Below are 26,748 nucleotides of genomic sequence, written 5' to 3'. Positions count from 1 at the left end.
GGTGTTCACGTCGATAGTTCGAGACGAAGATCGTAAGCTTGGCGACCTGTTCAGGCCGCGCACCAGCTGCGGCAAGGGCTCGGCCTATGTTGGCAAATACCTGCTTCGACTGCGCCGCCATGTCGCCGACAGCGACCGTGTTGCCGTCTGAGTCCTCCGAGACCTGACCGGCGATAAAAACCATGCGGCTGCCCTTGGCGACAACGACATGCGAGAAATGCTCAGAAACCGGAAGTCCCTCTGGATTGATGCACTCGAGTGACATGTTTTAGTCCTTTAGATTGCTTTGCTCGATGCTTCTCCAAACCACGGATGCGCATCTGAACATTGATGGTGAAGAACGATTGGATCAGAGATCAGCCCGAACTGCCGATCTTCTGGATATGTCACTGCGACATGCGGCCTCTCACCGGCGAAAGCGTGGATCGATTCCCAACTATCCCAGTATGACAACAGGAAGAAATGCTCATGCTCATCCTGCGCTTGCCGACGAAAGAAAGTTCCGAGGTTGCCAGGGCGATCCCGAAGTTCGGTAAGAACCTCATTGCGGAAATGACGCTCGAACGCGTCGCCTGATGATGCGGGGACCGCCCCGTGCCATGTTCTGAGAATCATCGGAATACGTCCGCCAAAGAGTGCTATTGCCAAGGTTTCTCGACCGCGGCGAGACGATTGCCGCCATCATGCCAGTAGAAGCGCCCGAGGCGCGGAGCATCTTGAACGACAAAACAGTAGTCATGATGGCTCATCCAGATTCGTCTGGATCCATGTATCGTTCAGGTGGATATCTGTCGTGTCCAGCAGGCCCGGACCGAGATTTACGAACTTGTGGGGCAACCCGGCAGGGCCGAGCAATATTTGTCCGGCTTCTGCTTCGATTTCTTCGTCGCCGATGGTAAACAGCGCTCGACCGGCGCGGATGATGAAAACCTCATCATAGGGATGCACGTGCAACCGCGGGCCTTTGCCGATCTCTTCGGTAGAATAGAACAGGACGGTGACGTTCGTTCCGATGTCCTTGCCCTCAAAGTGCCCGTGCCAGAGCCTGTCGTTCTTGGCCCAGTCAGACCGTTTGAGGACGGTGGGTGTTCGCGTCATATCTTCACCTTGTCATCGGCTTAGGCGTATTGGGCTTCGCCGTTTCCGAACGACCAGTTTTCCTTCTGGACTTCGACCAGACTGATCAAGACATCCTCGGACCGAACGCCGGGATCGGCAGCAAGCCGTTCCGCGATTTTCGCATAGAGTGCCTTCTTCTGTTCGGTGGTCCTCGTGTTGTTGGCGGTGATCTGGATCATGATCAGGTCTTCGGACCTGTGGATGCCCAGATAGTCGGCACCAAAATCAAACTGCGCGTCGTCATGTTCGGTGATCGTCATGAACCTGTCCTCCTCGGGCACGTTGAACGTGTCCCGCATCGCGAGGTAGATCTGCTCCATCAAGGAACGCTTGTAGTCGGGTGTTTTGCCTCTTTTGAGGGAGATACGGGTCATGGGCATGGTGTGTCTCCGAGGGTGCGAGTGAGGGTTGCGGGCTATGCACGACAGGCCTGCCGGGCAGGTGATCGGACATCATTCATGTGATGCCGGGCGCGACTTCCAGGCGCGGTATTGAAAGACCGCAAGGCCGAGGATGATCAGCGGAGCCGTGAACAAAAATCCATCCGGCAATCGCTCACCCAGGGCCAGCACGGCCACGGGGCTGCTTACGACGGCGGCCACCGAGCCGATCTGGCTCATGTAGACGGGACCCGCGATGTGCTGCAGCCGGAACTGCGCCACATATTGCGCGACGAAAGTGACTGTTGCGATCAGAAGTATGATCACCGTGGGCGATTGAAGCAGCGCCAGGATTGCGGGCGCTCCTTCAAGATGGATCGCAAAGGGCAGCGTCAGCAGAGCGCCACAGATCAGCATGGCGGCCGCCAGCTCGCGGGGGCTTGTGCCTTTTGGCCAAAGACGTGTGCGGAACACGTTGCCGACCGCCAGGACGACGGGCATAGCGCAAGCGATAAGGATCGCGCCCTTGTCTGTCGGGGCACCGATACCTTTGCTGACGGCCAGCAGAACGCCGCCCGACAGTCCGATCAATAGCCCGCACAACCGGAATGCGTCGAACCGCTCGATACGCAGCATAAGAGACAGAAGCCACGTCATCATTGGGGGAAAGGCGAGCGCAAACGCGATAAACGCGGCACCGACCTTGTGGACGGTGAGATAGCCCAATGCGCTTCCCAGCGCCATCAGGCCGCCAGCCCCTAAGCTGTAGAGTAAGAAGGCCGCAGTTCCAGCCTCCCCGGTCCGTATTCCGCGCGTCAGGAGCGTCAGGACCAGACCCGAACCTCCCATGGCCACGGCGAGATAGGTCAGCATCGGTGCGTGGAGGCCCGCCGCGACTTTCGACAGCAGAACGGAGACTGCGAGCAATGAACCGACGACAAGCAATAGAGCTAGGGGAGACGTGGCGAGACCGCCTTCGGGACGGACGGACGATGAGGAATTGGCCGACATGATAGTGTTCCTGGTTGGAAGGCCGCGCGCCTCACCTTGGTTGGCGGTCGCCGATGAAGGGCATTGCGCGCGCTCGCCCGGTCAGAGCAATCCGGCGAGCGCACAGGTTCGTCGCAGGTCTACTTCACCAAGAGCCCGGCGAAGAACTTGCGGATGTCCTCGACCAGAAGATCGGGGGCTTCGGATGCGGCGAAATGGCCGCCGCGGGGCATTTCTGTCCAGTGCACGATGTTGTTCGACCGTTCCGCAAAGCTGCGGACCGAGCGGAAATCATAGGGGAAGACCGCGACACCGGTTGGCGTCGGGTTCGGGATCTCACGGTAGCCCGCGCCAGTCTGGGTGTCTTCGAAGTAGACATTCGCCGCCGATCCGCTGGTCGCGGTGAACCAGTAGATCGAATTGATGGTCAGGTAGAGGTCGCGGTTCACATGGTCGACACCCGTTCCCTCAAAGCCGAACCACAGTTCCGCGTTCCAGGCCAGTTGCCCCACCGGTGAATCAACCAGGGCGAAGGCAAGGGTACCTGGCCGCTTGGACTGGATCGCTTGGTAGCCGCCGTATTTCTCGAACGAGGCGAGGTTGGCCATCCCTTCCATTTCGAAGGGCGAGAGTTTCTCCATCTCGCCTTCGGCGCCGGTCGGGAAGGCGAATATCTGGAGAAGATGCGTACCGACGAGGCCCTTCGGTGCCAGAATGCCAAGTTCGCGGCCGACCAGGGCACCGGCATCGCCGCCATGTGACCCGTACTGTGTGTAGCCAAGTCCGGTCATCAGGGTGTCCCAGGCTTTGGCTGTTCTGGCGCTGTCCCAGCCGGGTGCCGTCATGGGGCTTGAGAAACCGAAGCCGGGAAGCGAGGGGATGACCAGATCGAAGGCAATCGAGTCGTCAAGCCCATGCGCCTTCGGGTCGGTCAGCGGCCCGATCAGGTCGATGAACTCGACAAAGCTGCCAGGCCACCCATGCGTCAGGATGAGCGGAAATGCATTCGGCACTGTCGACTTGATATGCATGAAATGGATCGGCTGGCCGTCGATCTCAGTCATGAAATGCGGATAGCGGTTGAGCTCAGACTCATGCTTGCGCCAGTCGTACTTATTCCGCCACTGATCTGCGAGTTCCATGACCAGATTGAGCGGCTGTCCGCGCGACCAATCGGTGGTAATGGCGTGCGGCCAGCGCGCCTGCCCCAGCCGAGTCTTCAGGTCGGCGATCGCCGCGTCGCTGATTTCGATCTTGAAAGGCTTCACGTCGAGCATAGGGCTCTCCTCCTGGGTTTGAGCAAGTGCGGATTTGGCAGCGCCGAGCGCGAAGAGCGACAGTGCGCCACGACTGAAGGTGCGACGGGTTACGGGCATTTCATTCCCCTTCGACAAGTTTGATCGAACCGTCACGGTCGACAGCGAAGGCGGGCAGCGGAAGGTCATCGATGAACGCGTGACTGGCTTCAGCCAGGCAAGGGTGATCCAACGGCTCCGCCATTCTTGAGATGAGACCAGTCGTGTTCGACGGATGGAACAGAGAAGTCAGAATGTTGGTAATGTGATGCATGGCGATACTCCTTTGTTTGGATCATCGCCTGCCCCATGTAGAAAGATATGGAGTTTGTCTGGAGGCGGGTATAGTTTTTCTGGATGGTCGACCTAAACAGATTTCATCTCAATGGCTTGCGTGCCGTCGAGGTCGTGGCCCGTCAGGGAACCTTGGCACGGGCTGCCGAGGAACTCGGTACGTCGCCGGGCGCAGTTAGCCAGCTGGTCATCAAGGCTGAAAAGCAACTCGGCCGCCCGGTTTTCACACGCATGCCATCGGGTCTCAGGCTCACGCCATTCGGCAATGAACTGGTCAAGCATCTGGAGGCGGGTTTCTCCGCGCTCGCAACGGGCGTCACCGGTGCGGTTGAAAACCAGTCGCAGGTCCTGCGCGTCGCGACGACGCTTTCGTTTGCTGAGAAGTGGCTCCTGCGCAGGCTACCCGACTTTCAGGCGTCAAATCCTAGGATACGCGTGCAGATCGACTCCGGCCTTTCACTGAAGGATCTGAACCAGTCGGAAGTAGACGTCGCCCTGCGCTTTGGCCATGGGAAATGGGCCGGGACCAAGGCGGAGCAACTGACCGAGTTTCTTGTTTTCCCGGTCTGTTCACCGGCTGTTGCCCGCAAACTGAAGACACCCCAAGACCTCTACGCTGTAACTATCATCAGCTATGAGGGTGCCAGGGATCGTTGGGAGGATTGGGCTAAGGTCGCGGGGCTGACTAGACCACTTCCCGACGGTTTGTCGTTTTCTGAGGCCGCGCTGTGCGTCGACGCCGCGATCGCGGGGCTTGGCTTGGCGCTCAGCTGGGACTTTGCCACGGACGACGCGCTGCGCGATGGTCGGCTCGCCCGGCCGTTCAAAGAAGAGCTCATGGCTGACTATAGCCTCTGGTTCGTCACAGCCAAGAACCGCGGTAATGATCCCAAAACAGCGGCGTTCAGGAAATGGATGAGACAGCAGCTGGCAAAATGAAGTTCATAGCCGACATCGAGATCAGGGGTATCAATCCCTATGTTCTGGTAAGCTCGGCGCGCGCGCGCCGGATTAAGGAGGGTTGGAAGAAGCCGATGCCGGTTCTCGTCCAAGTGAATGGCAAACCTGAGCCCGCCTGGCGCATCAATATGATGCCCGTGGGAGATGGGAGCTTCTATCTCTATCTGGACGGCAATGTCCGTGGGGCCTCGGGTACGCAAGTTGGCGACAGAGTTGAGGTGTCGGTTGCCTTTGACGGCGACTATAGGAGCGGACCGCAGCACGACATGCTTCCCGAGTTTGAGGCGCGTTTAGCGGACGATTCTGCCGCCCAGATGCGGTGGGGGGAGCTTGCTCCCAGCCTTCAGAAGGAACTGCTGCGCTACCTTGCAAATCTGAAGACCGACGAAGCGAGGCACCGGAACATAGAGCGTGCCATTCGCGTGCTGGGTGGGGCGAAGGAACGATTTATGGCCAGGGATTGGAACTGAAGCAAAGTTAGGCAGCTACTTGGTGCAGTGAGTAGCAGCGTCGCTGACTCCTCCAAGCAGGAGCTTCGCCGCGTCGTGTCCGAGCGGCGGCCACTTCGGCCACGCTGCAGAGCAGAAGGATCGACTGGAATGTTTGATGAGGACCAAAACCGTTAGACATCAACCTAACTGCGCAGGAACAGGTGGTTTGCCGTCATGGGCCGGTTGGAGCCCGAAGCGGTCATGCGGTTCTTGGTGAAACTAGAAGATCCTTTGCGCGATTTCCTGCGGGTCGGCTACATCGACATGCCAAAACTGCATCGCACCCTCTGGCAAAAGGCTCAGAACACGTTCCAGATCCGCATGGTTGATGTAACGGCGCAGGGTCCATGCGGTCGCCTCGATAGCGTTGTCCGGCGTCAGGTTATGGTTTTGCCGGACTTTCTTGACCTCCCGTGTCAGCTCCTCGCGCGTGGCAAACGCCGCGGGAGGATCTTCAACCAGCCATCCCGCAACGAAGACCGCCCTGGGGATTGCCGGCAGTACGGATGCGAAATCAAGCCCCTGCTGGGCAGTAAGACGTCGCCGAAACACCTGCAAGACGCCATCCATCGCGGTATAGGCCATGTTGTCGGAAATGATATCCATGCGATCTTTCAGATCGTCCAGGATTGCCCTCCATTCCTTTGATGAATGACGGTAGGTCCACGGCATCGGCATCGGAACTTCCCCGTTTTTCGTCTAGAGGCCCGATTACCAAACCTAGATCAAAAGGCCAGCCTTGTCCGCAGAGCAGGCCATGAGGTCTACAGATGCTGTCGGACCCAGTTCGTTCGCATGGCGCCGAGCTACGTTGTGTGCCTGGTCAAGGTCGCTGTCGCAAGCGGCTATCTCCAGGCAGGAACAGAGCCCCCGGCTCCACCAGCTTGTGGTGGACAAAGTCCAGAATCACACAGGTTCGCCGAAGTCCGACCAACAGGAACCCTGTTGTTAGTATCCCGGTGGCGTACCCTGTTTTGGGTTCAACTGCTTACAAAGCGCTTACACTAGTCTCTCCAGGAGCCAATGTAAGCAAAAGACGCCCCGAAGGGCGTCTGTTAAGCCTTTGATCTTATTGATCCAAACTGGAGCGGGCGATGAGATTCGAACTCACGACCCTAACCTTGGCAAGGTTATGCTCTACCCCTGAGCTACGCCCGCACTCCGTTCGGTGAGGGGTGATTTATGGGACGGACCTGAGACCTGCAAGAGGAAAATGACTCCCTTGGTGGATTTTCATGCCGTCGTTCGACTGGTTGGGCCCAGCGATGCCTGCACCTCTCCTAGCAGCCAAACGTGGGCGGGATCCGTTTCGTATCGCCGGTGCCAGATCATGCGCAAGGCATAGCGTGGGCTCGCGAACGGCAGCGGATGTGCTTGCGCTGGCCCGGCGAATGCAGGAAGCGCGATAAGCGCCCGCGGGACGCAGGCGACCAGGTCGCTTTGTGCCAGAACGGCCGGCAAGGCCGCAAATCGCGTCAATGACAGCGCAATCCGCCGGCTCAGGCCGTACCCCGCGAGGGCCGTATCGATTGGGCCGCCTGGCCTTCGGCCTTGCGGGCTGACAAGCGCCTGCGGCAGGGCGGCAAAGGTCTCGACGCTTGGCGGGCGGGCAAACGCCGGGTGACCGGGTCGTGCCAGAACAACGAAATCGTCCTCAAACAGCGTCGTGTCCGAAAATGGCGCACCAGGGGCCGGCATCCCGCCGATGGTGAGGTGGATCCGCCCCTCGCGCGCGTCTGAGGAAGACAGCGGCACGCTGTCAACCGACCGGAACATCAGGTTCACCCCCGGTGCCGTCGCTGCAATCTGCGGCACGAGACCGGGAAGGACCAGAAGCTCGGCAAGGTCGCTGGTCGCAAGGACAAAATCGCGCGATGCGGTCGCTGGATCGAATACCCGTTCTGCGAACAGGGCCGACACCTCCGCCAACGCCAGGGCAAGACGTGGGGCCAGCGCCTCGGCAACCGGGGTTGGGCGCATTCCCGCGCCACTGCGCACGAGGAGTGGGTCGCCGAACACTTCGCGCGCGCGCCGAAGGGCAATCGATACTGCCGGCTGGGTCAGGTTTAGCCGAGCTGCTGCGCCCGTCACCCCGCCTTCGCGCAAGAGTACGTCGAGGATGACCAGCAAGTTCAGGTCGAGCGAGCGAAGGTTCATTAGTTGAAGATATAATGTGATTAGATAGGTTCAATTGGAATTATGAAAGCGTGGCGCGCATCTTTGGTGCATCCCGGCGCCGCAGCCGGTCAACTGAAGGAGACCTCCCATGAAGAACCTGATAACCGCAGCCCTTCTATCCCTCGCCTCACCGGCCTTCGCGGAAGCCCCGGACATCGACGGACGCTGGGTCAGCGTCGCACCGGAGAACTTCGGCGGCCCGTTTGCCTTGCGAGAGTTCACCTTCGAGGGCGATGCCTGGAGGATCGTCCTCAAGACGTTCGCCGACGAAGCGATGACCGAGCCGCAGTTCACGCTGGACGTCGCGGGCTATTATCGCCTTGGTGCGGAATCGATGGCGGTGCCAGGGGCCTGGAACGGTGTCTTCGCGGCCTTCGACAAGACGCTCACGGCCCATTCGGCCGAGACCGTGGAAATGTTCGGCTCGGTGGGCTGCACGCTGGTCGTCGACCAGCCCTTCGATCTGACCGACAGCGCCTGCGGCTTCTTCCATGCCACAATGGACAACATGGGGGAATATGACCTGATCGCAATGAGGGACGGCCAGCTGTTCCTAGGTGAACGTTCCGGCGATCTGACCAAGGCTCGGCCGACAGCATTGATCCCGTATCCGCTGGTTAAGGAATGAGGCTTGTCCGCAAGCAGTGCGTGATGCCGCTCCGCGAGACGGCCGTCCTTCGGGGCGGCCTTCTCAATGCCAAGCTCAGCGCCAGTCAGCTGGAACTGGTTCGGGCTCGAAAATCTGGTCGAAGGGCGTGTCGCCGAATGCGCCCGCTTCATACATCACCCGCGAGGTATAGTTGCCCCAATAGCGACCAGAAGGCGCGGTGAAGTGCCAGTCCGAGATCATGTCGATGCTGAAATCCACCTGGTCCCATTGCTGAAGCTCGCCAAGATGAACCGGCGCATTGGCAAGGAGGCCGACAAAGCTGCCGTCCGGAAACCGGGCGAAGGGTGTAACCCAGATATGCTCGGTATCCATCGGGCTTCCGGCCACGGTCGGAATCTCGACCTTGATCGCAGCCGCCTCGACGGATTGTCCTTCGCTATCAAAGGCATGCTCAAGGAAAAGCGGCAGCGTGTCACGCGCTTCCGAAATGGCGGATTCCATGGCTGGGTCGTCTTCGGCATACGGAATGATTTCATTTTGGGCGACGGCAGGTCCCGAAAGGCCAACAGCAAGGGCAAGAACACGCAGCATCATTCCAACTCCACCAGCAGGTCCTTGGCTTCGATCTGACTGCCCGGATGGACGTGGATGACCTTCACCACGGCCTCGCGGTCAGCGTGCAGCCCCGTCTCCATTTTCATCGCCTCGATGTTGAGAAGAAGATCCCCCGCCCGCACTTTCTGGCCGACAGTCACCGCAACCGAGGCGACCGCCCCCGGCATCGGCGCGCCGATATGGCCGGGGTTGCCGTCCTGGGCCTTGGGCTTGGCCGCCGTCTTCGCCTTGATCGCCCGGTTCGGTACCCGGACCACCCGCGGCTGGCCGTTCAGCTCGAAGAAGACCTTGACCTCGCCCTCGTCGGTCGTCTCGCCCACTGCCTGCAGACGGATTTCCAGTGTCTTGCCGGGGTCGATTTCAACTGCGATCTCGTCGCCGGGCTGCATGCCGTAGAAGAAGGTTGGCGTCGGCAGGGTGCGTACCGGGCCGTACAGCCGATGGCGGCCCATGTAGTCCAGGAACACCTTGGGATACATCAGATAGCCATTCAGGTCCTCGTCATCGACCGTGATGCCGTTCATCTCGGCCGAGGCTTTCTTGCGCATAGCTTCTAGGTCGACCGGCGGTAGTGTCTTGCCGGGGCGTTCCGTCAGGGGTGTTTCGCCCTTCAGCACCTTTTTCAGAATGCCCTGAGGCCAGCCGCCGTGGGGTTGCCCCAGGTTGCCCTTCAGCATGTCGACCACGCTTTCAGGGAAAGCCACATCGACGTTGGTGTCCTCGACCTCGGCTCGGGTAAGGCCTTGCGCCACCATCATCAGCGCCATGTCTCCCACGACCTTCGACGACGGCGTGACCTTGACGATGTCACCGAACATCTGGTTCGCGTCGGCGTAGGCCTGGGCCACCTCATGCCAGCGTTCCTCCAACCCCAGGCTGCGGGCTTGCGCCTTGAGGTTGGTGAACTGGCCCCCCGGCATCTCGTGCAGATAGACCTCGGATGCCGGGGCGGGCAAGCCGCTCTCGAATGCGGCGTACTGCTTGCGAACGCCTTCCCAGTAGTCGGAAATCTGCCGGATCGCGCTGATGTCGAGCCCGGTGTCCCGGTCGGTGTTGCGCAGGGCTTCGACGATCGAGCCAAGGCAGGGCTGCGACGTGCCGCCGGAAAAGGCGTCCATCGCTGCATCCACCGCATCGACGCCCGCATCGCAGGCGGCGAGCACCGTGGCTGCCGCCGCGCCCGAGGTGTCATGGGTGTGGAAGTGGATCGGCAGACCGATCTCCTGCTTCAGCGCCTTGATCAGGATCCGGGCCGCGGCGGGCTTCAGAAGCCCCGCCATGTCCTTCAGCCCCAGCACATGCGACCCGGCTGCCTTCAGTTCCTTCGCGCGGTCGAGGTAGTACTTCAGATCGTACTTCGACCGCGCAGGGTCGAGCAGATCGCCGGTATAGCAGATCGTGCCCTCGCAGACCTTGTTCGCCTCGAGCACCGCGTCCATCGCAACGCGCATGTTCTCGACCCAGTTGAGGCTGTCAAACACGCGGAACACATCGACCCCGGTCTTCGCGGCCTGCAGGACGAACGACCGCACCACGTTGTCAGGGTAGTTGGTGTAGCCCACCCCATTCGAGGCGCGGAGCAGCATCTGGGTCATCACGTTCGGCATCGCTGCCCGAAGGTCGCGCAGGCGCTGCCAGGGGCATTCCTGCAGGAAGCGGTAGGCAACGTCGAAAGTGGCTCCACCCCAGCACTCGACGCTGAAGAGCTGCGGCAGGTTCGCCGCATAGGCTGGTGCCACCTTGATCATGTCGATCGACCGCATACGGGTCGCCAGCAGGCTTTGGTGCCCGTCGCGCATCGTGGTGTCGGTCAAAAGGACCTTGGTCTGCGCCTTCATCCAGTCGGCAACGGCCTGCGGCCCCTGCTGCTCCAGCAGGTTCCGCGTGCCCATGGCCGGCTCGGCCTTGGGCCCGGGCGGCTTCGGTGGCTTTGCCTCGGCCGGGGGCTTCGGGCGGCCGGCGGTTTCAGGATGGCCGTTCACCGTGATGTCCGCGATGTAGAGCAGGATCTTGGTCGCCCGGTCGCGCCGCTTCTTGAACGCGAACAGTGCTGGCGTCGTGTCGATGAACTTGGTCGTGTAGGTGTTGTTCAGAAAGGTTGGGTGCTTCAACAGGTTGATGACGAATTCGATATTCGTCGCCACCCCCCTGATGCGGAACTCGCGCAGCGCCCGGTCCATCCGCGCAATCGCCTTTTCCGGCGTCTGGGCATGTGCCGTGACCTTGACCAGCAGCGAGTCATAGTACCGCGTGATAACCGAGCCCGCGTAGGCGGTCCCGCCATCAAGCCGGATCCCGTTGCCCGTGGCCGAGCGATAGGCGGTCAGGCGACCGTAGTCCGGAATGAAGTTGTTCAACGGATCTTCAGTCGTGACCCGGCATTGCACGGCATGGCCGTTAAGCTTGACGTCCGCCTGGCTGGGTACCCCGGTCGCCTCGGGCAGCGACTTGCCTTCCTCGATCAGGATTTGCGCCTGGACGATGTCGATCCCTGTCACCTCTTCGGTGACGGTATGCTCGACCTGCACGCGGGGGTTCACTTCGATGAAGTAGAACTTCTCCGTCTCCATATCCATCAGGAATTCGACGGTGCCTGCGCACTCATAATTCACATGGGAACAGATGCGCTTGGCCATCTCGCAGACATCTTCGCGCTGCGCTTGCGTCAGATACGGGGCAGGGGCGCGTTCGACGACCTTCTGGTTCCGCCGCTGCACGGTGCAATCCCGCTCCCAGAGGTGCCAGACGTTGCCCGCCTTGTCGCCCAGGATCTGCACCTCGACATGGCGGGCGCGGATGATCATCTTTTCAAGATAGCCTTCGCCATTGCCGAAAGCCGCTTCCGCCTCGCGCCGGCCCTCGCGGACCTTGGCTTCCAGCTCCTCCTCGTTGAGGATCGGTCGCATCCCCCGGCCACCACCACCCCAGCTTGCCTTCAGCATCAGCGGATAGCCCACTTCCGCGGCCTGGCGCTTGACCAGCGCCATATCCTCGCCCAGCACTTCGGTCGCCGGAATGACGGGCACACCCGCCGCCATCGCCACCCGCCGGGCCGAGGCCTTGTCGCCAAGCGCCCGCATGGTATCGGCCTGAGGCCCGATAAAGGTGATCCCGGCCTTGTCGCAGGCATCCACGAAATCGGGGTTTTCCGACAAAAGCCCGTAACCTGGATGGATCGCATCCGCCCCGGCCATGCGCGCCACGCGGATGATTTCGGGGATCGAGAGATAGGCGCCGACCGGCGAAAGCCCTTCGCCGATCCTGTAGGCCTCATCTGCCTTGAAGCGGTGGAGCGAGAGCTTGTCCTCTTCCGCATAGACCGCGACGGTCTTCTTGCCCATCTCGTTCGCCGCCCGCATCACGCGGATCGCAATCTCGCCCCGGTTGGCGATAAGGATCTTCTTGAATTCGGGCATCAGCAGCTCTCCCCCGGGGCAGCAGGACGCCCGCACATTAGGCACGCCGCAGTGCGGCGCAAGGGAAATGACGGCCTTTGATGACAGAAAAGCTACGGCAAGTCCGCGGGGCCGTTATCAAGCGCTTACCTGAAAGCGGCCGCCGCGATCAGCTCTCAGAGGGACAATGAGACATCGTCATAAAGCTGCGCCAGCGAGTTGACGCCGTTCACGACCACCACGTTGCCGTCTCCGAAGTCAAAAATGACCGAGTTGCCTGAAACCGTGCCATAGGTGTTCACGAAATCGGTCGCCGACATCTGGCCGTCCCAGATGCCGCTTCCGAAGGCCAGCGTGTCGACGTCGTTTGCAAAGCCCGTCACCGTGTCCGACCCCGTCGCGGCTATGAAGACAAAGTGATCTACGCCACCCCCGCCCGCCAGTATGTCGTTGCCGGCACCGCCCGAAATCGTGTCATCGCCGGCCCCACCGTTAAGGCTGTCGTTGCCGCCAAAGGCTTCAAGAATGTCGTTTCCGGCCCCACCGAGGAGTGTGGTGTTGTTACCTCCAGACAACGTGTCGTTCCCTGCGCCGCCGTTCAGGAGACTTCCGTCGCGCGCAGAAAGGACGTCATCGCCCTGACCTCCCAGAAGCGTCGAGTTGCTAATGAAGCCCCCGATCGTGTCGTTGCCGACCCCGCCCGTCAGCAAGCTCTCCTCAAAATTACCAAACAGGTCGTCATTGCCTTCCCCGCCCGCCAGTGTCGCGAAAAGTCCTTCGGCAAAGAGGGTGTCGTCGCCCCTGCCGCCGTCAAGGCTGCTGCTGCCAATGCCACCGTCAAGAAAATCGTTCCCGTCCCCCCCGACAAGTGTTTCATTTGTGAATTCACCGTCCGCCACGAGCCGGTCGTCGCCCGCTCCGCCATTCAAGCTGTCGTTGCCCGAACCGCCGAAGAGCCGGTCGTTCCCGGCGCCGCCAAGCATGGTATCGTCTCCGCTTTCGCCAAGCAGCTCGTCATCGCCGCCGCCCGCGCTCATCCAGTCATTCCCAGAGCCGCCAAAGAAGGTGTCGACTACATCGCCCCCAGACATCCGGTCATCCCCGTCTTCACCGAATTGAAGCGACTGGCCAGCCCCGCCCACAAGTGTGTCATTGCCGGAGCCACCGTTTAGTACGTCGCCGCCGTCTCCTCCGATCAGACTGTCGTCTCCCTCGTCGCCGCGAAGACTGTCATCTCCTGCGCCACCGAAAAGCGTGTCGTTGCCTCCAAAACCGACAAGACCATCGTCCCCCGCCCCTCCAAATAGCCGATCATCGTCTCTTCCACCGACGACACCATCATTGCCATCGCCGCCGTAAAGCGTTCCACTCCCTTCGATGCCCAAAAGAGTGTCGTCTCCTGACCCGCCGAACACCATGTTTTCACCGAGGCCGCCATAAAGTATGTCGTTCCCCGCTTCGCCGAACAGAGTGTCGCGGCCCTCCGCCCCAAGGAGTGTGTCGTCGCCAGCGCGGCCCGTCAGAAGATCGTTGCCTGCTGTGCCGACCAGGCTGTCGTTTCCAGTACCTCCGACAATTGCATTGACGTTGGCCTCTGTCGCCGCTGCTGACAGCTGACTTATGGCGAGGGTCATGTCACTTAGGACCGAACTGCGTGATGTACCCAAGGTCAGTGCATCGAAAGGTTTGACCACGATAATCCTCCATTGAAAGCCGAGCTGGAATCATGCCCGCGCAGATTGAAATCTGCCCGGTATCAAAGGTTTACGGCAAGGGGTTTTTCCGCAACGTAACACTTGGGTGACGTTGTCGGGCCTTATGTTCAAAAAGGTTGAGCGGATTGGAACAAGAAGAGAACATAACCCTTCCCCTGGGGCGCCGTGCCTATATACTCGCAGCCCATGAACGACTGGGACGAAGATGAGGCCTTTGCGGCTGCGGCGCCTCCGCCCATCCCGCTCTCGCAGCGGGCGCTTGCTGGGCGGGCCGCGCCTTATCTCGACGACCTTAATCCTGCCCAACGCGCCGCGGTCGAGGCGCTGGATGGACCGGTCCTGATGCTCGCGGGCGCGGGCACTGGCAAGACCAAGGCGTTGACCGCGCGCATCGTGCATCTTCTGAACCTGCACAAGGCCCGGCCAAACGAGATCCTCGCCGTGACCTTCACCAACAAGGCCGCGCGCGAGATGAAGCTGCGCGTCGGGCGCATGCTGGGTGAAGTGGCCGAGGGGATGCCCTGGATGGGCACGTTCCACTCGCTCTCGGCCAAGATCCTCCGCCGCCATGCCGAGCTTGTGGGCCTGAAGCCGAACTTCACCATCCTCGACACTGACGACCAGCTAAGGCTCCTGAAGCAGCTGATCCTCGCAGCGAATATCGATGAAAAGCGCTGGCCCGCGCGGCTTCTGGCCAGCCTGATCGACGGCTGGAAGAACCGGGCGTTGACCCCGGACCGGGTGCCCTCCGCCGATGCCTCGGCCTACAACAACCGGGGGACCGAGCTTTACGAGGCCTATCAGGACCGCCTGAAGACGCTCAACGCTGTCGATTTCGGTGACCTTCTGCTGCACTGCGTGACGATCTTTCAGCAGCACGAGGATGTACTCCAGCAATATCAGCGCTGGTTCCGTTATATCCTTGTCGACGAATACCAGGACACGAACGTCGCCCAGTACCTGTGGCTGCGGCTCCTCGCGCAGCAGCACAAGAACATCTGCTGCGTGGGCGATGACGACCAGTCGATCTACGGCTGGCGCGGGGCCGAGGTGGGTAACATCCTGCGGTTCGAGAAGGACTTTCCCGGCGCCCAGGTCGTCCGGCTGGAGCAGAACTATCGCTCGACCGGCCATATCCTTGCGGCGGCGAGCGGCATCATTTCGGCCAACAAGGGCCGCCTCGGCAAGACGCTCTGGACCGCTGGAGAGCTTGGCGAAAAGGTCCGCCTGATCGGCCATTGGGACGGCGAGGAAGAGGCGCGCTGGATCGGGGAAGAGATCGAGGCGATCCAGCACGGCACCCGTGGCCACGACCCCGTTGACCTGAACCACCAGGCGATCCTGGTCCGGGCCTCCCACCAGATGCGGGCGTTCGAGGACCGGTTCCTGACCATCGGTCTGCCGTACCGGGTGATCGGTGGGCCCAGGTTCTACGAACGCCAGGAAATCCGCGACGCGATGGCCTATTTCCGGCTGGCGGTCTCACCGGATGACGACCTCGCCTTCGAGCGGGTCGTGAACCTGCCGAAACGCGGCCTTGGCGACAAGGCGCAGGGCGACATCAACCGGGTTGCGCGGGCCTCGGGGGTTTCACTCCTCGACGGTGCCCGAGAGGCGCTGGCCAAGGGCATCATCCCTGGCAAGGGGGCCTCGCAGCTCCGCGCTTTCGTCGACGGGGTCGACCGCTGGCACATCGTCACCCACCACCCGGAGTACGATCACATCCGTCTGGCCGAGACGATCCTGGACGAAAGCGGCTATACCGAGATGTGGCAGAACGACAAGACGCCCGAGGCGCCGGGGCGGCTCGACAACCTCAAGGAACTGATCAAGGCGTTGGAGCAGTTCGACAACCTGCAGGGGTTCCTCGAACACGTCAGCCTCATCATGGACAACGATACCGAAGGGGCGGAGGAGAAGGTCACCATCATGACCCTCCACGCCGCGAAGGGGCTGGAGTTTCCGGTGATCTTCCTTCCGGGGTGGGAGGACGGGCTTTTCCCCAGCCAGCGCAGCATGGATGAGCAGGGGGTGAAGGGTCTGGAGGAGGAGCGGCGGCTCGCCTATGTGGGGATCACGAGGGCCGAGGAGTACTGCACGATCAGCTTCGCCTCGAACCGGCGGGTCTATGGGCAGTGGCAGTCGCAGCTTCCCTCGCGGTTCATCGATGAGCTTCCGGTTGATCACGTCGAGGTCCTGACCGCCCCCGGGCTTTATGGCGGCGGGTACGGGGCGGCGGCGGGGGTGGGGTTCGGATCGTCGATCGAGGAGCGGGCGACCAAGGCCGATGTCTACAACTCACCCGGCTGGCGGCGGCTGCAGGAGAACCAGTCCACCCGCCCGATGCGGCAGCCTTCCGAGGCGCGGCATATGGTGATCGATGCCGAGGCCTTCTCACCCTATATCCTTGGGGACCGGGTCTTCCACCAGAAGTTCGGTTATGGCGAGATCATGGGGATCGAGGGGGACAAACTGGACGTGGAGTTCGACCATGCCGGGTCGAAGAAGGTCGTCGCCCGGTGGGTGATCCCAGCGGATCAGGCGGATGACGTCCCGTTCTGAGGGGAGGCAGCAGCGGCGGTGGCGGGGCTGTCCCACGGTGGGACAAATTTATATTGTCAATTAGATCAATGCTTTGATAGGTCGTTCAGGATCTGTTAGTGCTTTCCGTCCCAAGCTTGGGCAATGCCGGGCTACCTCTGCCCCTGCATTTCCGGCGCATCAATGTTCGTCACGGCAACTTTGGCCGACCGTCGCGTGCAGACGCAGCCGGATCAGATGGACGGGTTGCGCGACGCGGGGCGGATGACGAGGGCCGATCATCCATTCCGGATCGACGCCTGGATGGTGTTGCCCGACCATGTTCACGCGGTCTGGACGCCGGCTTGCGGCATCGTTGTGCTGCATCGCCAGGCATTGCGCCCTGATATGCAGCAGGGCGGCGGCGGTTTGCCGACACTGCCGACCGGCCCCTTGGACTTCGGTGCCGTTTTACCGCAGACTGTCCCTTGCCGAGCCTCTGGAACGCGTCCCGCGTTCGGGTTGCGCTAGCTTCAGGCCATGCGAGAGGTGCAGACGTGAAGATAATCGGTATTGGCCTGCCCAAGACGGGGACCAGCTCCCTGCACGATGCTCTCAAGATTCTCGGTTACAAAAGCGTGCATTTCCCGCATGATCCCCGCACCGTCGCGCAGATACGGGGGGGCGACTACGCGCTTGATGTCCTGAAGACGGCCGATGCAGTGTCGGATGTGCCGATACCCGCGATCTTCCCGCGGCTGGACACCGCCTTTCCAGGATCCAAGTTCATCCAGACCGATCGCGATGTCGACGCCTGGATCGAGTCGGAACGCAAGGCACCCTTCAACAATGACCGCCCCACCCCCGGCAGCCCGCGCGACTTCTACCGCGCTGTGCTTTATGGCGTGACGGATTTCAATGAAGAGCAGTTCCGCTTTGTCCATGCCCGCCATCTGATGGTGGTCGAGAGCTATTTCGCCGGCGAGCGCGCGAAAGACCTGCTGCGGATGGACATCACCAGGGGCGACGGGTGGGACAAGCTTTGCGCCTTCCTTGGCAAGCCCGTGCCCGACCTCCCCTTCCCCCGCTCCAACACCGCCGAGATGTCGGCCGCCACCTACCGCACCGACCAGCGCCAGGGTCTGCGGCGGGTGGTGGACCGGCTTAGACGGCGGGGTTGAGGTTTTGGGGCAAAGGTGGGTACCAAGCCGTCCGTGTCGGTCGGGTCAACGGCAGATCGTTGTCGATATTCAATTGGTTTCGATGGGAGCAGTGGGTTGGAACCCGCCCAACAGGTCGCTTTTCCGACGCTTCGGCCAGAGCTTCCCGCCGTATCTGCCATAGAGTTGTCCGAAAAAGTGTTTAACGTAGTGATGGATTGAGTGGCAGGAGCAAGAAGCGCGCGAAATCGACCATCCCGCAGCCCGAAGGAAAAATGGCAGTTCCCACGAGAATGAAAGGTCTCATGTTATGACAAGTCTGTTCAAAAACCTCGATTGCTCTATCAAATTGGCCCTCTTGGTATCGGCCGCCGTGCTGACCATGACTACGTCGGTCGGTGCGCAGCAAGTGACGCTGGTGCTGAAAGCTGACAACGGCAGAACCAAGATCACGGGAAGTCTGGTCGAGTTCAAAGACAACTTCTATGTGATCGAGTCAGCTCTTGGGCTTCTTAATGTGGCCGCTGATATGGTGGACTGTCTTGGTGCCGCCTGCAGTAGCGTCGTCACCGAACCGGTTGTCTGGAACGTATCGCTTTGGGGCGAGCGCCGGGCCATCACCGAGCATGTCGAGAAGCTCGCCGAACTGGTGGACCAGAAGACGGATGGGGATTTCAAGCTGAACCTGGCGTATGGTGCCAGCCTTGCGCCCGCTGAAGAAAACCTGGACGGGATCCTCGCCGGCAGCTTTGAAATGGCGCAGTTCTGCGCCGGCTACGATCCCGAAAAGAACCCCACGCTGAACGTCCTGGAACTGCCCTTTCTGGGCGTGTCGTCGCTGGAAGAAGAAATTGCCATATCCTTTGCCGTGTATCAGCATCCCGCGACCAAAGCCGATATGGCGCGGTGGAATGCCACCTTGCTGATGCCATCCCCCCAGCCGCAGCAGAACATCATGGGCGTGGGCCAGCCTCCAACCTCGCTCGTCGATTTCAAGGGAATGACGATCCGGGCGACGGGAGGGATCGGTGACGCCGTTGCCGCCCTGGGTGCCGTTCCGGTCAGTCTTCCTGCACCGGACACTGCCGAGGCAATGAAGTCAGGCGAGGTACGTGCCGTCAGCTTTGCGCCACATGCCCATATGTCCTTTGGCACGATCGAGGACGCTACATGGTGGACCACGAACCTTAACCCGGGCGCGGCCAACTGCCCGATCGTGGTGAACACAAGCGCGCTGGAAGACCTTCCAGAGTCATATCGCGAAGCGCTTTTGTCGTCCGTGGATGCGGCTCTTGACCACTACGTCGAGAACTACAACGAAAAGACCATGGCAGCCTGGTATCCTGCTTTGCGCGAGCGGGGGATCATCGAGCTGACCTTTGATGACAAGATCATCTCGGCGATCGACGAAGCTGTCGCCGAACCCGCCGCAGCCGCCTGGATCGACGAGACCAGCCGTCAGGGTCTTCCAGCGGAAGAGCTTTACGGCCTGGTCATGACGACGCTCGGGAATTGATCGAGAAGCTTGGCGGTTCGGGCCGCGCTGTTGATGGCCCGAATGGCAGGACCGTGCGGCCGACCGCGCCGCCGCTTCTGGCAAAGTGTCAGTAGCCGAAGCTGACCGTGCCAGACCAGCCGTTGGAGAAGGCGATGTTGCCGCTGCCGCGCTGCAGGTCGCGGGATCGGACCACACTGGCAAGGCCCTCGACGCCGCGGTTGCAGCTGAAGCTGACGGTGAGCGTGCGCGACTGGCTGTACGAGTCGTAGTAGCCGTAGCATTCCAGCCGCCCGCCCACGAAGGCAAAGACCCCTTCGCCATAGGGGTCGGCGTAGGCTTCGCCAAACATGACGACACCATTGTCCAGTTCGACGACGACTCCGGCCACCTGCGCAGTGACGGGTATCGTGACGCATTGCTGCAGCAGGCAAAGAGCTAGGATACGTTTCATTTTGGGTCTCCCGTTTACGGTTCTGCCAGTGCCGGGTGTTGGGCAGAACGGTTTTTGCAAGCGGGTGGCGGACTTGGGGGCTTGCTCCTTTTGGCCGGCCTGCGCATGCTGACCAGAAATCTGGGGGGACGGCATGGCGGGGAAAGCGATCGAGCTTTCGGGGCTGGCGGATATTCTTGAGGCAAGGGCGGTGGGGGGCCGGGTGATCGTCGCCCTCGTCGGGGCGCCGGGGTCGGGGAAGTCGACGCTGGCGGAGAAGCTGGTCGGCAAGCTTAACGGACGGAAGCCGGGGCTGGCGGCGGTGCTGCCGATGGACGGGTATCATTATGACGACCTCTACCTCATCCCGGCGGGGCTCAGGCCCCGGAAGGGGGCTCCGCATACGTTTGATGTGGGGGGGCTTTACCACACGCTGAAGCGTCTGCGCGCGCGGGACGAAGCGGAGGTGGCGGTGCCGGTCTTTGACCGCAAGATCGAGATCGCGAGGGCGGGTGCGCGGCTGATCCCGGCGGAGGTCGGGGTGATCGTGGTCGAGGGGAACTGGCTTTTGCTGGACCAGGCGCCGTGGGACCGGCTGCGGCCGATGTTCGATGTCACCGCGATGGTGGATGTGCCCGAGTATGCGCTGCGGGCTAGGCTCCGGGGGCGGTGGGAGCGGTATGGGCTTTCCGAACCGGAGATCGTGGCGAAGCTGGAGGAGAACGACCTCCCCAACGGGCGGCTGGTGCGCGAAGGCTCGGGGCCGGTGGAATGGAGGCTGGCGAATGGCTGAGGGGTTGGAGCTGATCGACACGCACCAGCATCTGATCCTGCGGGATCGGCTGGGCTACGCTTGGACCGCGGGGATACCGGCGCTGGCGGCGGGGGATTTTACTGAAGGGGACTATGCGAGGCTGACGGCCGGGAAGGGGGTCGTTGGCTCGGTCTTCATGGAGACGGGTGTGGATGACGCGGACTACCGGGCCGAGGCGCGGCTGGTGGCGGGGATGAGCGGGTTTCTGGGGCAGATCGCCTCGATCAGGCCGGAGGATGAAGGTTTCGAGGCCTGGCTGGAGGAGGCGCTGGAGTTGGGCGTGGTGGGTTTCCGGCGCATCCTGCATGTGGTGCCGGATGGGGTGTCGGAGACCGAGGTCTTCCGGCGGAACCTGCGGAAGATCGGGCGGGCGGGGGTGCCGTTCGACCTCAACTTCCTCGCGCGGCAGCTGGTGCCGGTGGGGGTTCCGCTGCTGCGGGCCTGTCCGGATCAGGCGTTCGTGCTGGACCACTGCGGGGTGCCGGATGTGGCGGCGGGGGAGTGGGAGGAGTGGGACCGGGGGGTGGCGGCCTTCGCGGGGTTTCGGAACGTGGTGGTGAAGCTTTCCGGGATCACGGCCTATGCCGCGCCGGGGGCGGGGGTCGGGGTGATCCGGCCCTATGTGGACCGGTTGCTGGAGCTGTTCGGACCGGAAAGGATGCTCTGGGGGAGCGACTGGCCGGTGGTCGACCTTGGCGCCGGGCTACCGGGGTGGATCGACATGACGGGGGAGCTGCTGGCCGGGCTGTCGGAGAGTGAGCGGTATGCTGTCGGGGTCGGGACGGCGAAGCGGGTCTATGGGGTGTGAGAGGCAGCCGGCCCTTGGGGCGTAACTCTGAGTTACACTTGACGGTGTCCATAATTTCAAGAAGTTGCAGGACTTTTGGGGGCTTGCCTTAGGGGTCTGTTAAGGTTTGGGTGGCTATCCTGATGCCATGGGCGGACCGGGCGAACAGATCATCCGGTCGGGCCTAAAGGCCCATTGACCGGGCACGGTCGCGTGGGCTTAGTGGATGGACCCGATCAGGACGGATTGCATGACGCCCCAGGACTTCATCGCCAAGTGGCGCGCGACCGAACTGAAGGAACGCTCGGCCAGCCAGTCGCATTTCAACGACCTCTGCCGCCTTCTGGGCCTGGATGACCCGATCACCGCCGACCCCAAGGGCGCGTGGTTCACCTTCGAGAAGGGGGCCAGCAAGACCAGCGGAGGGGAAGGCTGGGCGGATGTCTGGCGCAAGGACTGCTTTGCCTGGGAGTACACGGGCAAGCGGAAGGACCTGACAGCGGCCTTCGCGCAGCTGCAGCAATACGCCATCGCGCTGGAGAACCCGCCGCTGCTGATCGTGTCCGACATGGACCGCATCCGCATCCATACCAACTGGACCAACACGGTCCAGAAGGTCTACGACCTGACGCTGGAAGACCTGCTGGATGCGTCCAAGCGCGAGACGCTGAAGGCCTGCTTCACCGATCCCGAAAAGCTGAAACCCGCGAAGACCCGGCAAATCCTGACCGAAGAGGCGGCAGAGCGCTTTGCCCAGATCGCCCAGCGGCTGCGGGGCCGGGGGCACGAACCGCAAGCCGTGGCGCATTTCGTGAACCGGCTGGTGTTCTGCATGTTCGCCGAGGACGTGGACCTGCTGCCGCCGAAGATGTTCGAGCGGATGATCAAGGCTGCGCGGGTACAGCCCGAGACATTTGCCACCCACGCCGCCACCCTGTTCGGCGCCATGCGCACCGGCGGGCTCGTCGGGTTTGAGGCGGTGGAATGGTTCAACGGCGGGCTTTTCGACAGCGACGACACGCTGCCCCTGACGTGGGAGGACATGGACGACCTGATCCGGGCGACGCAGATGGACTGGTCGGACATCGACCCGTCGATCCTTGGAACCCTCTTTGAGCGGGGCCTTGATCCTGACAAGCGAAGCCAGCTTGGCGCGCATTACACCGACCGCGACAAGATCATGCAGATCGTGCGGCCGGTGATCGTAGAGCCGCTGCTGGCCGAGTGGGAAGCGGTGAAGGCTGGGATCGTGGCCGAACTCGCGCGTGCCGAGGCCGCCGGGGCCAAGGCGGTCGAGACCAAGGCGCGGGCCGAGGCGCAGCGGTTGCGCACGGAGTTTGGTGAGAAGCTGCTGAATTTCCGCGTGCTGGACCCGGCCTGCGGATCGGGGAACTTCCTGTATCTGGCGCTGCTTGAACTGAAGAACATCGAGCACCGGGTGAACCTGGAGGCCGAGGCGCTGGGCCTGCAGAAGGAATTCCCCCGGATCGGGCCCGAGGCGGTGCTCGGGATCGAGCTGAACCCCTATGCCGCCGAACTCGCCCGGGTATCGGTCTGGATCGGCGAGATCCAGTGGATGCGGCGGAACGGGTTTCAGGCGGCAAGGGATCCGATCCTGAAGACGCTGGACACGATCCAGTGCCGGGATGCGGTGCTGGGGCCGGATGGGGGCCGGGCAGAGTGGCCGAAGGCGGATGTGGTCGTGGGGAACCCGCCGTTTTTGGGCAACAAGAAGATGATCCGAGAGTTGGGGGAGGACTACACGGTCGCGCTGCGCAAGGCATGGGACAACGTGCCGGGCGGGGCCGATCTGGTCTGCTACTGGTTCGCGAAAGCCTGGGAGCAAGTTCGGGCGGGCGATCTGGCGCGGGCAGGACTTGTTGCGACGAACTCTATCAGGGGCGGGGCGAACCGGGAGGTATTGAGACCGATCGTTGAGGGCGGGCGGATATTCGCGGGCTGGTCAGATGAGGGCTGGACCGTCGACGGCGCGGCGGTGCGCGTTTCGATGGTGTGCTTCGATGATAGAAAGGGAGGGGACGTTCGGCTGGACGGCGTAAACGTTAGCTCGATTAGGCCTGACCTTACGTCAGGCACTGAAGATACGACACATGCGCTTTCACTAGAACAGAATGGGGACATCGCATCTAACGGCATCACCAAAAAGGGCGCGTTTGACGTTTCAGGTGAAACCGCGCGGACTTGGCTACTTGCAGCCGGGAATCCGAACGCCCGTCCCAACTCTGATGTGCTGTTTCCCTGGAGGAATGGTCATCACATCACTCGGCAGAATCTGGATATGTGGATTGTTGACGTTGGCAATCGAACTGAACCAGACTCTATGCTCTATGAAGCTCCGTTTCGGCATTTGGCAATGTTTGTGGCGCCGTTTCGCGCAAGATCGCGCGCCGACGGTGAGCGAAAGCACTGGTGGCGCTTGGCACGGAATGCCCACACTATGCGAAGTAGAATTGTTGGGCTTTCAAGGCTGATGGTCACGCCGGAAGTAGCTCGACACCGCGTATTCGTATGGCTTGACCCAAGAATTGTGCCTGACAAGAACCTAGTTGTTGTAACTCGCGACGACGACACCACCTTCGGCATCCTGCACTCACGCTTTCATGAGCTTTGGGCGCTGCGGATGGGTACCTCGTTGGAGGACCGGCCCCGCTACACCCCCTCCACCACCTTCGAGACCTTCCCGTTCCCCGAAGGCCTCACCCCGAACATCCCCGCCGCCGACTACGCTGATGACCCGAGGGCCAAGGCCATCGCCGTTGCGGCGGCCCGGCTCAACGAACTCCGCGAGAACTGGCTGAACCCGCCTGACCTCATCACCCGCGTCCCCGAGGTCGTGCCGGGCTATCCCGACCGCATTCTGCCGAAGGACGACAAGGCGGCGGCGGTGTTGAAGACTCGCACCCTGACCAATCTTTACAACCAGCGGCCCGCCTGGCTTGACCATGCGCATAAGGCGCTCGACCAGGCGGTGGCGGAGGCCTACGGGTGGGGCGAGGATTGGCGGGCGGGCAGGATGACCGACGACGAAATCCTCGCGCGGCTCTTCCGGCTGAACCAGGAGCGGGCGGCGGGGCAGGGATAGGGCGGGGGTACGGCTTTGGTTACCGGAGGCCGGACCGTCCCGTCACGCCGAGCTCTCTACCCTCGCGGGGGCTGCTTCGACCTGGCTTGCGCCGCGCTTGGCCACGGGTCGGACATAGGTCGCGCGGCGGAGGCGCCAGAAGTAGCTTTTGCCGTATCCGGCCTTTTCGGGGTAGGAGTAGTTCCGCCGCATATGCGCCTTGGCCTCTTCCGACGGGCGGTCGGCCGGAGGGGCGGCCTCGCGAAAGGCGATGGCGGTTTCGGCGTCGACGATGCGGAGGGTTCGCATCTTCATCGCGTCCGCGATCTGTTCGGCGCAGTCAAGGAGGTACGCTTCGGCCCGGGTTCCGTCGTGGAAGTTTGCCTTTGGGGCGCCTTGCAACTGGCGTACGAGGAGCGTGCTGCCGAGCACCTCGATACCCAACACGCCAGAAACCTTGCCTTTCCGGTTCACGACAATTGCGGCAGGTGCATCGCTGTGGAAGACGTTGCCGGGAGAGCGCCAGTCCGGGCAATGGCCGAACTCGCCGAAATAGAGGGAGTGAAAGCAGTCCAGCTTCTGAAGCTCGGGCAGGCGCGCCTCGATCGCCGATCGCCCGCGCGCTTCCAGCCTCACTTTAAGGTGCCACAAAAGTTTTTTGCCGAGCGTCTTCATCGCTTCCCCAAGAGCGAACTGCCTTATAAACAGGCAGTTTATATATTGCAAGGATTGCATGTCAAAGCCTGAGTGACGGGCCATCGGTCGGGCGCTTGGAGCGGTGATGGCCGAGGCCACGTGTGGGGGTGATCCGCTGGCTGAAACACACCATGTGGACGGCGAGATACCGATGCCGATGTTCCGGTCGAACTGGGGGCGGTCGGCGGGGAACGCGGGCCCCTATTCCCACTGGCCAGAGACCGGATTTGCCGCTACTCTTCGCCGCAAGACCCGGGGGACACACCCGGGCTTTGAGGCAGAGCAGGCGTAACAGGCGGTTTCCCATGACTGAAATGGTCTATGGCTCCAATCCCGTGCGGGTGAGCGAGCCGGTCATCCCGAAGTGGTGGCGCACGATCGACAAGTGGACGCTGACTTCGGTCTTTGTCCTCTTTGGCGTCGGGCTTCTTCTGGGGCTTGCAGCCTCGGTGCCGCTTGCCACGCGGAACGGGCTGGAGCCCTTCTACTATGTCCAGCGGCAGGCCGTCTTTGGCGGGATAGCACTGGTGGCGATGATCGGCATCTCGATGATGCCGCCGAGCCTGGTGCGGCGGCTGGGGGTGATGGGGTTTGCGGTCTCGATGGTGGCGCTGATGCTGTTGCCGCTTTTCGGGACGGATTTCGGCAAGGGGGCGGTGCGGTGGTTTTCCTTCGGCTTTGCGAGCGTGCAGCCGTCGGAGTTCCTGAAGCCCGGTTTCGTGATCGTGGTGGCCTGGCTGATTGCCGCAAGCCAGGAGCTGGCCGGGCCGCCGGGCAAGACGATTTCCTTTGCGCTGACGCTGGTCGTGGTCGGGTTCCTGGCGATGCAGCCGGACTTTGGCCAGGCGGCGCTGGTGCTGTTTGCCTGGGGTGTCATCTATTTCATCGGCGGGGCACCGATGCTGCTGATCGGGGTCGTGGGCGGGCTGGTGGCTGCGGGGGGGCTGGTCTTCTACGAAAGCTCCGAGCACTTCGCGCGCCGGATCGACGGGTTCCTGTCACCGGATGTCGACCCGCGCACGCAGCTTGGTTATGCGGCGAACGCGATCCAGGAGGGCGGGTTCTTCGGCGTGGGCGTGGGCGAGGGTCAGGTGAAATGGTCGCTGCCCGATGCGCATACCGACTTCATCATTGCGGTCGCGGCCGAGGAATACGGGCTTCTGCTGGTGCTGTTCATCCTGGCGCTTTACGGGGTGATCGTGGTCCGGTCGCTCTGGCGGCTTCTGCCCGAGCGTGACCCGTTTGCGCGGCTGGCGGGGGCAGGGATGGCCTGCATCTTCGGGGTGCAGGCGATGATCAACATGGGGGTCGCAGTGCGGCTTCTGCCCGCGAAGGGGATGACGCTGCCGTTTGTGTCCTATGGCGGGTCGTCGGTGATTGCGGCGGGGATCACGATGGGGATGCTGCTGGCGCTGACGCGGGAACGTCCGCGGGGCCAGATGAGCGACGTCTTCAGGCGGGGGCGTTGATGGGTTTTATCAAGGCCCTGACCGGGTGCCCCCCCACCCCGGCCCTCCCCCACGGAGGGGGGAGGGAGGCGCCCTTGGCCGGCGTCGTGAGAGGACGGCGATGACGGCGAAACTTCTTCTGATCGCAGCGGGGGGGACGGGGGGCCATATGTTCCCGGCCCAGGCCCTGGCCGAGGCGATGCTGGCGCGGGGCTGGCGGGTGAAGCTGTCCACCGACGACCGGGGCGCGCGCTATGCGGGCGGGTTTCCG

27 protein-coding genes and 1 tRNA gene are annotated in these 26,748 nt (G+C 62.1%); 13 read left to right on the top strand and 15 right to left on the bottom strand.

The window, feature by feature from the left end:
* From ACRCSW_RS13640 to ACRCSW_RS13610, 7 genes are all read right to left on the bottom strand, one after another.
* Positions 1 to 265 (bottom strand): RidA family protein (locus tag ACRCSW_RS13640; protein WP_438705897.1); only part of this gene is annotated, 265 nt, incomplete at its 3' end.
* Between the two features lie 11 nt (positions 266 to 276).
* Positions 277 to 615 (bottom strand): antibiotic biosynthesis monooxygenase family protein, encoded by a 339-nt coding sequence (locus tag ACRCSW_RS13635; protein WP_438705901.1) that lies wholly within the window; start codon positions 613 to 615, stop codon positions 277 to 279.
* Positions 616 to 735: 120 nt separating this feature from the next.
* Entirely contained in the window at positions 736 to 1,098 is a 363-nt protein-coding gene (locus ACRCSW_RS13630) for a cupin domain-containing protein (RefSeq protein WP_438705895.1), read from the bottom strand.
* A 20-nt stretch (positions 1,099 to 1,118) separates the two neighbouring features.
* On the bottom strand, positions 1,119 to 1,499 hold the full coding sequence (locus ACRCSW_RS13625) for a tautomerase family protein (RefSeq protein ID WP_438705894.1): 381 nt from the start codon (positions 1,497 to 1,499) through the stop codon (positions 1,119 to 1,121).
* A gap of 72 nt (positions 1,500 to 1,571) precedes the next feature.
* Complete coding sequence (locus tag ACRCSW_RS13620; RefSeq protein WP_438705893.1) at positions 1,572 to 2,510, bottom strand: hypothetical protein; 939 nt, start codon at positions 2,508 to 2,510, stop codon at positions 1,572 to 1,574.
* A gap of 119 nt (positions 2,511 to 2,629) precedes the next feature.
* On the bottom strand, positions 2,630 to 3,865 hold the full coding sequence (locus tag ACRCSW_RS13615; protein WP_438705891.1) for an epoxide hydrolase family protein: 1,236 nt from the start codon (positions 3,863 to 3,865) through the stop codon (positions 2,630 to 2,632).
* Between the two features lies 1 nt (position 3,866).
* Complete coding sequence (locus tag ACRCSW_RS13610; protein WP_438705889.1) at positions 3,867 to 4,058, bottom strand: hypothetical protein; 192 nt, start codon at positions 4,056 to 4,058, stop codon at positions 3,867 to 3,869.
* Between the two features lie 83 nt (positions 4,059 to 4,141).
* Here ACRCSW_RS13610 and ACRCSW_RS13605 point away from each other — a divergent pair, with 83 nt between their 5' ends.
* Together ACRCSW_RS13605 and ACRCSW_RS13600 are read left to right on the top strand one after the other, a co-directional pair.
* Entirely contained in the window at positions 4,142 to 5,017 is an 876-nt protein-coding gene (locus ACRCSW_RS13605; protein WP_438705887.1) for a LysR substrate-binding domain-containing protein, read from the top strand.
* Complete coding sequence (locus ACRCSW_RS13600; protein WP_438705885.1) at positions 5,014 to 5,508, top strand: DUF1905 domain-containing protein; 495 nt, start codon at positions 5,014 to 5,016, stop codon at positions 5,506 to 5,508. Before ACRCSW_RS13605 ends, ACRCSW_RS13600 begins: the two co-directional genes overlap by 4 nt.
* Before the next feature lie 240 nt (positions 5,509 to 5,748).
* Here ACRCSW_RS13600 and ACRCSW_RS13595 read toward each other — a convergent pair whose 3' ends face one another.
* From ACRCSW_RS13595 to ACRCSW_RS13585, 3 genes are all read right to left on the bottom strand, one after another.
* Complete coding sequence (locus ACRCSW_RS13595; RefSeq protein ID WP_438705883.1) at positions 5,749 to 6,207, bottom strand: DUF2267 domain-containing protein; 459 nt, start codon at positions 6,205 to 6,207, stop codon at positions 5,749 to 5,751.
* A gap of 405 nt (positions 6,208 to 6,612) precedes the next feature.
* Positions 6,613 to 6,687 (bottom strand) — tRNA-Gly (locus tag ACRCSW_RS13590).
* A gap of 75 nt (positions 6,688 to 6,762) precedes the next feature.
* Complete coding sequence (locus ACRCSW_RS13585; RefSeq protein WP_438705881.1) at positions 6,763 to 7,686, bottom strand: LysR family transcriptional regulator; 924 nt, start codon at positions 7,684 to 7,686, stop codon at positions 6,763 to 6,765.
* Positions 7,687 to 7,795: 109 nt separating this feature from the next.
* Here ACRCSW_RS13585 and ACRCSW_RS13580 point away from each other — a divergent pair, with 109 nt between their 5' ends.
* The gene (locus tag ACRCSW_RS13580; RefSeq protein WP_438705880.1) at positions 7,796 to 8,335 is read left to right on the top strand and encodes a hypothetical protein; all 540 of its coding nucleotides are present in this window, start codon (positions 7,796 to 7,798) and stop codon (positions 8,333 to 8,335) included.
* A gap of 75 nt (positions 8,336 to 8,410) precedes the next feature.
* Here the strand turns inward: ACRCSW_RS13580 and ACRCSW_RS13575 are convergent, their stop codons facing one another.
* The 3 genes from ACRCSW_RS13575 to ACRCSW_RS13565 all read right to left on the bottom strand — a co-directional run bounded on the left by ACRCSW_RS13575 (position 8,411) and on the right by ACRCSW_RS13565 (position 14,021).
* Positions 8,411 to 8,911: a DUF2314 domain-containing protein gene (locus ACRCSW_RS13575; RefSeq protein WP_438705878.1), complete on the bottom strand. Its 501-nt coding sequence runs from the start codon at positions 8,909 to 8,911 to the stop codon at positions 8,411 to 8,413.
* Complete coding sequence (locus tag ACRCSW_RS13570; protein ID WP_438705876.1) at positions 8,908 to 12,348, bottom strand: pyruvate carboxylase; 3,441 nt, start codon at positions 12,346 to 12,348, stop codon at positions 8,908 to 8,910. The genes ACRCSW_RS13575 and ACRCSW_RS13570 overlap by 4 nt, the downstream gene beginning before the upstream one ends.
* 155 nt (positions 12,349 to 12,503) lie before the next feature.
* Positions 12,504 to 14,021, bottom strand: coding sequence for a calcium-binding protein (locus ACRCSW_RS13565; RefSeq protein ID WP_438705874.1), 1,518 nt, complete (start codon positions 14,019 to 14,021; stop codon positions 12,504 to 12,506).
* Positions 14,022 to 14,228: 207 nt separating this feature from the next.
* Here ACRCSW_RS13565 and ACRCSW_RS13560 point away from each other — a divergent pair, with 207 nt between their 5' ends.
* From ACRCSW_RS13560 to dctP, 4 genes are all read left to right on the top strand, one after another.
* Positions 14,229 to 16,604 (top strand): ATP-dependent helicase, encoded by a 2,376-nt coding sequence (locus ACRCSW_RS13560; protein ID WP_438705872.1) that lies wholly within the window; start codon positions 14,229 to 14,231, stop codon positions 16,602 to 16,604.
* Between the two features lie 123 nt (positions 16,605 to 16,727).
* Positions 16,728 to 17,093, top strand: a complete 366-nt coding sequence (locus ACRCSW_RS13555; RefSeq protein ID WP_438705870.1) for a hypothetical protein — start codon at positions 16,728 to 16,730, stop codon at positions 17,091 to 17,093.
* A gap of 26 nt (positions 17,094 to 17,119) precedes the next feature.
* Positions 17,120 to 17,743 (top strand): sulfotransferase family protein, encoded by a 624-nt coding sequence (locus ACRCSW_RS13550; protein WP_438705868.1) that lies wholly within the window; start codon positions 17,120 to 17,122, stop codon positions 17,741 to 17,743.
* A gap of 289 nt (positions 17,744 to 18,032) precedes the next feature.
* Positions 18,033 to 19,238: a TRAP transporter substrate-binding protein DctP gene (gene dctP, locus ACRCSW_RS13545; protein ID WP_438705866.1), complete on the top strand. Its 1,206-nt coding sequence runs from the start codon at positions 18,033 to 18,035 to the stop codon at positions 19,236 to 19,238.
* Positions 19,239 to 19,326: 88 nt separating this feature from the next.
* Here the strand turns inward: dctP and ACRCSW_RS13540 are convergent, their stop codons facing one another.
* Positions 19,327 to 19,671: a hypothetical protein gene (locus ACRCSW_RS13540; RefSeq protein WP_438705864.1), complete on the bottom strand. Its 345-nt coding sequence runs from the start codon at positions 19,669 to 19,671 to the stop codon at positions 19,327 to 19,329.
* A gap of 133 nt (positions 19,672 to 19,804) precedes the next feature.
* Between ACRCSW_RS13540 and ACRCSW_RS13535 the strand changes: the two genes are divergently transcribed.
* From ACRCSW_RS13535 to ACRCSW_RS13525, 3 genes are all read left to right on the top strand, one after another.
* Positions 19,805 to 20,443 (top strand): nucleoside/nucleotide kinase family protein, encoded by a 639-nt coding sequence (locus ACRCSW_RS13535; RefSeq protein WP_438705862.1) that lies wholly within the window; start codon positions 19,805 to 19,807, stop codon positions 20,441 to 20,443.
* Positions 20,436 to 21,272 (top strand): amidohydrolase family protein, encoded by an 837-nt coding sequence (locus ACRCSW_RS13530; RefSeq protein ID WP_438705861.1) that lies wholly within the window; start codon positions 20,436 to 20,438, stop codon positions 21,270 to 21,272. The genes ACRCSW_RS13535 and ACRCSW_RS13530 overlap by 8 nt, the downstream gene beginning before the upstream one ends.
* Positions 21,273 to 21,501: 229 nt before the next feature.
* The gene (locus ACRCSW_RS13525; protein WP_438705860.1) at positions 21,502 to 24,354 is read left to right on the top strand and encodes a class I SAM-dependent DNA methyltransferase; all 2,853 of its coding nucleotides are present in this window, start codon (positions 21,502 to 21,504) and stop codon (positions 24,352 to 24,354) included.
* A 42-nt stretch (positions 24,355 to 24,396) separates the two neighbouring features.
* Here the strand turns inward: ACRCSW_RS13525 and ACRCSW_RS13520 are convergent, their stop codons facing one another.
* Entirely contained in the window at positions 24,397 to 24,969 is a 573-nt protein-coding gene (locus ACRCSW_RS13520; protein WP_438705858.1) for a hypothetical protein, read from the bottom strand.
* Positions 24,970 to 25,114: 145 nt separating this feature from the next.
* Here ACRCSW_RS13520 and ACRCSW_RS13515 point away from each other — a divergent pair, with 145 nt between their 5' ends.
* From ACRCSW_RS13515 to ACRCSW_RS13505, 3 genes are all read left to right on the top strand, one after another.
* Positions 25,115 to 25,321, top strand: coding sequence for a hypothetical protein (locus tag ACRCSW_RS13515; protein WP_438705856.1), 207 nt, complete (start codon positions 25,115 to 25,117; stop codon positions 25,319 to 25,321).
* Positions 25,322 to 25,334: 13 nt separating this feature from the next.
* A complete protein-coding gene (locus tag ACRCSW_RS13510) occupies positions 25,335 to 26,498 on the top strand; it encodes a peptidoglycan glycosyltransferase FtsW (RefSeq protein ID WP_438705854.1) in 1,164 nt (387 codons plus the stop codon).
* 100 nt (positions 26,499 to 26,598) lie between these two features.
* Positions 26,599 to 26,748: glycosyltransferase (locus tag ACRCSW_RS13505; protein ID WP_438705899.1), on the top strand; the 150-nt coding region annotated here is incomplete at its 3' end.

Source organism: Tabrizicola sp., from assembly GCF_051645465.1.
GTDB lineage: Bacteria > Pseudomonadota > Alphaproteobacteria > Rhodobacterales > Rhodobacteraceae > Tabrizicola.
This window is presented reverse-complemented; position numbering and strand designations above follow the sequence as displayed.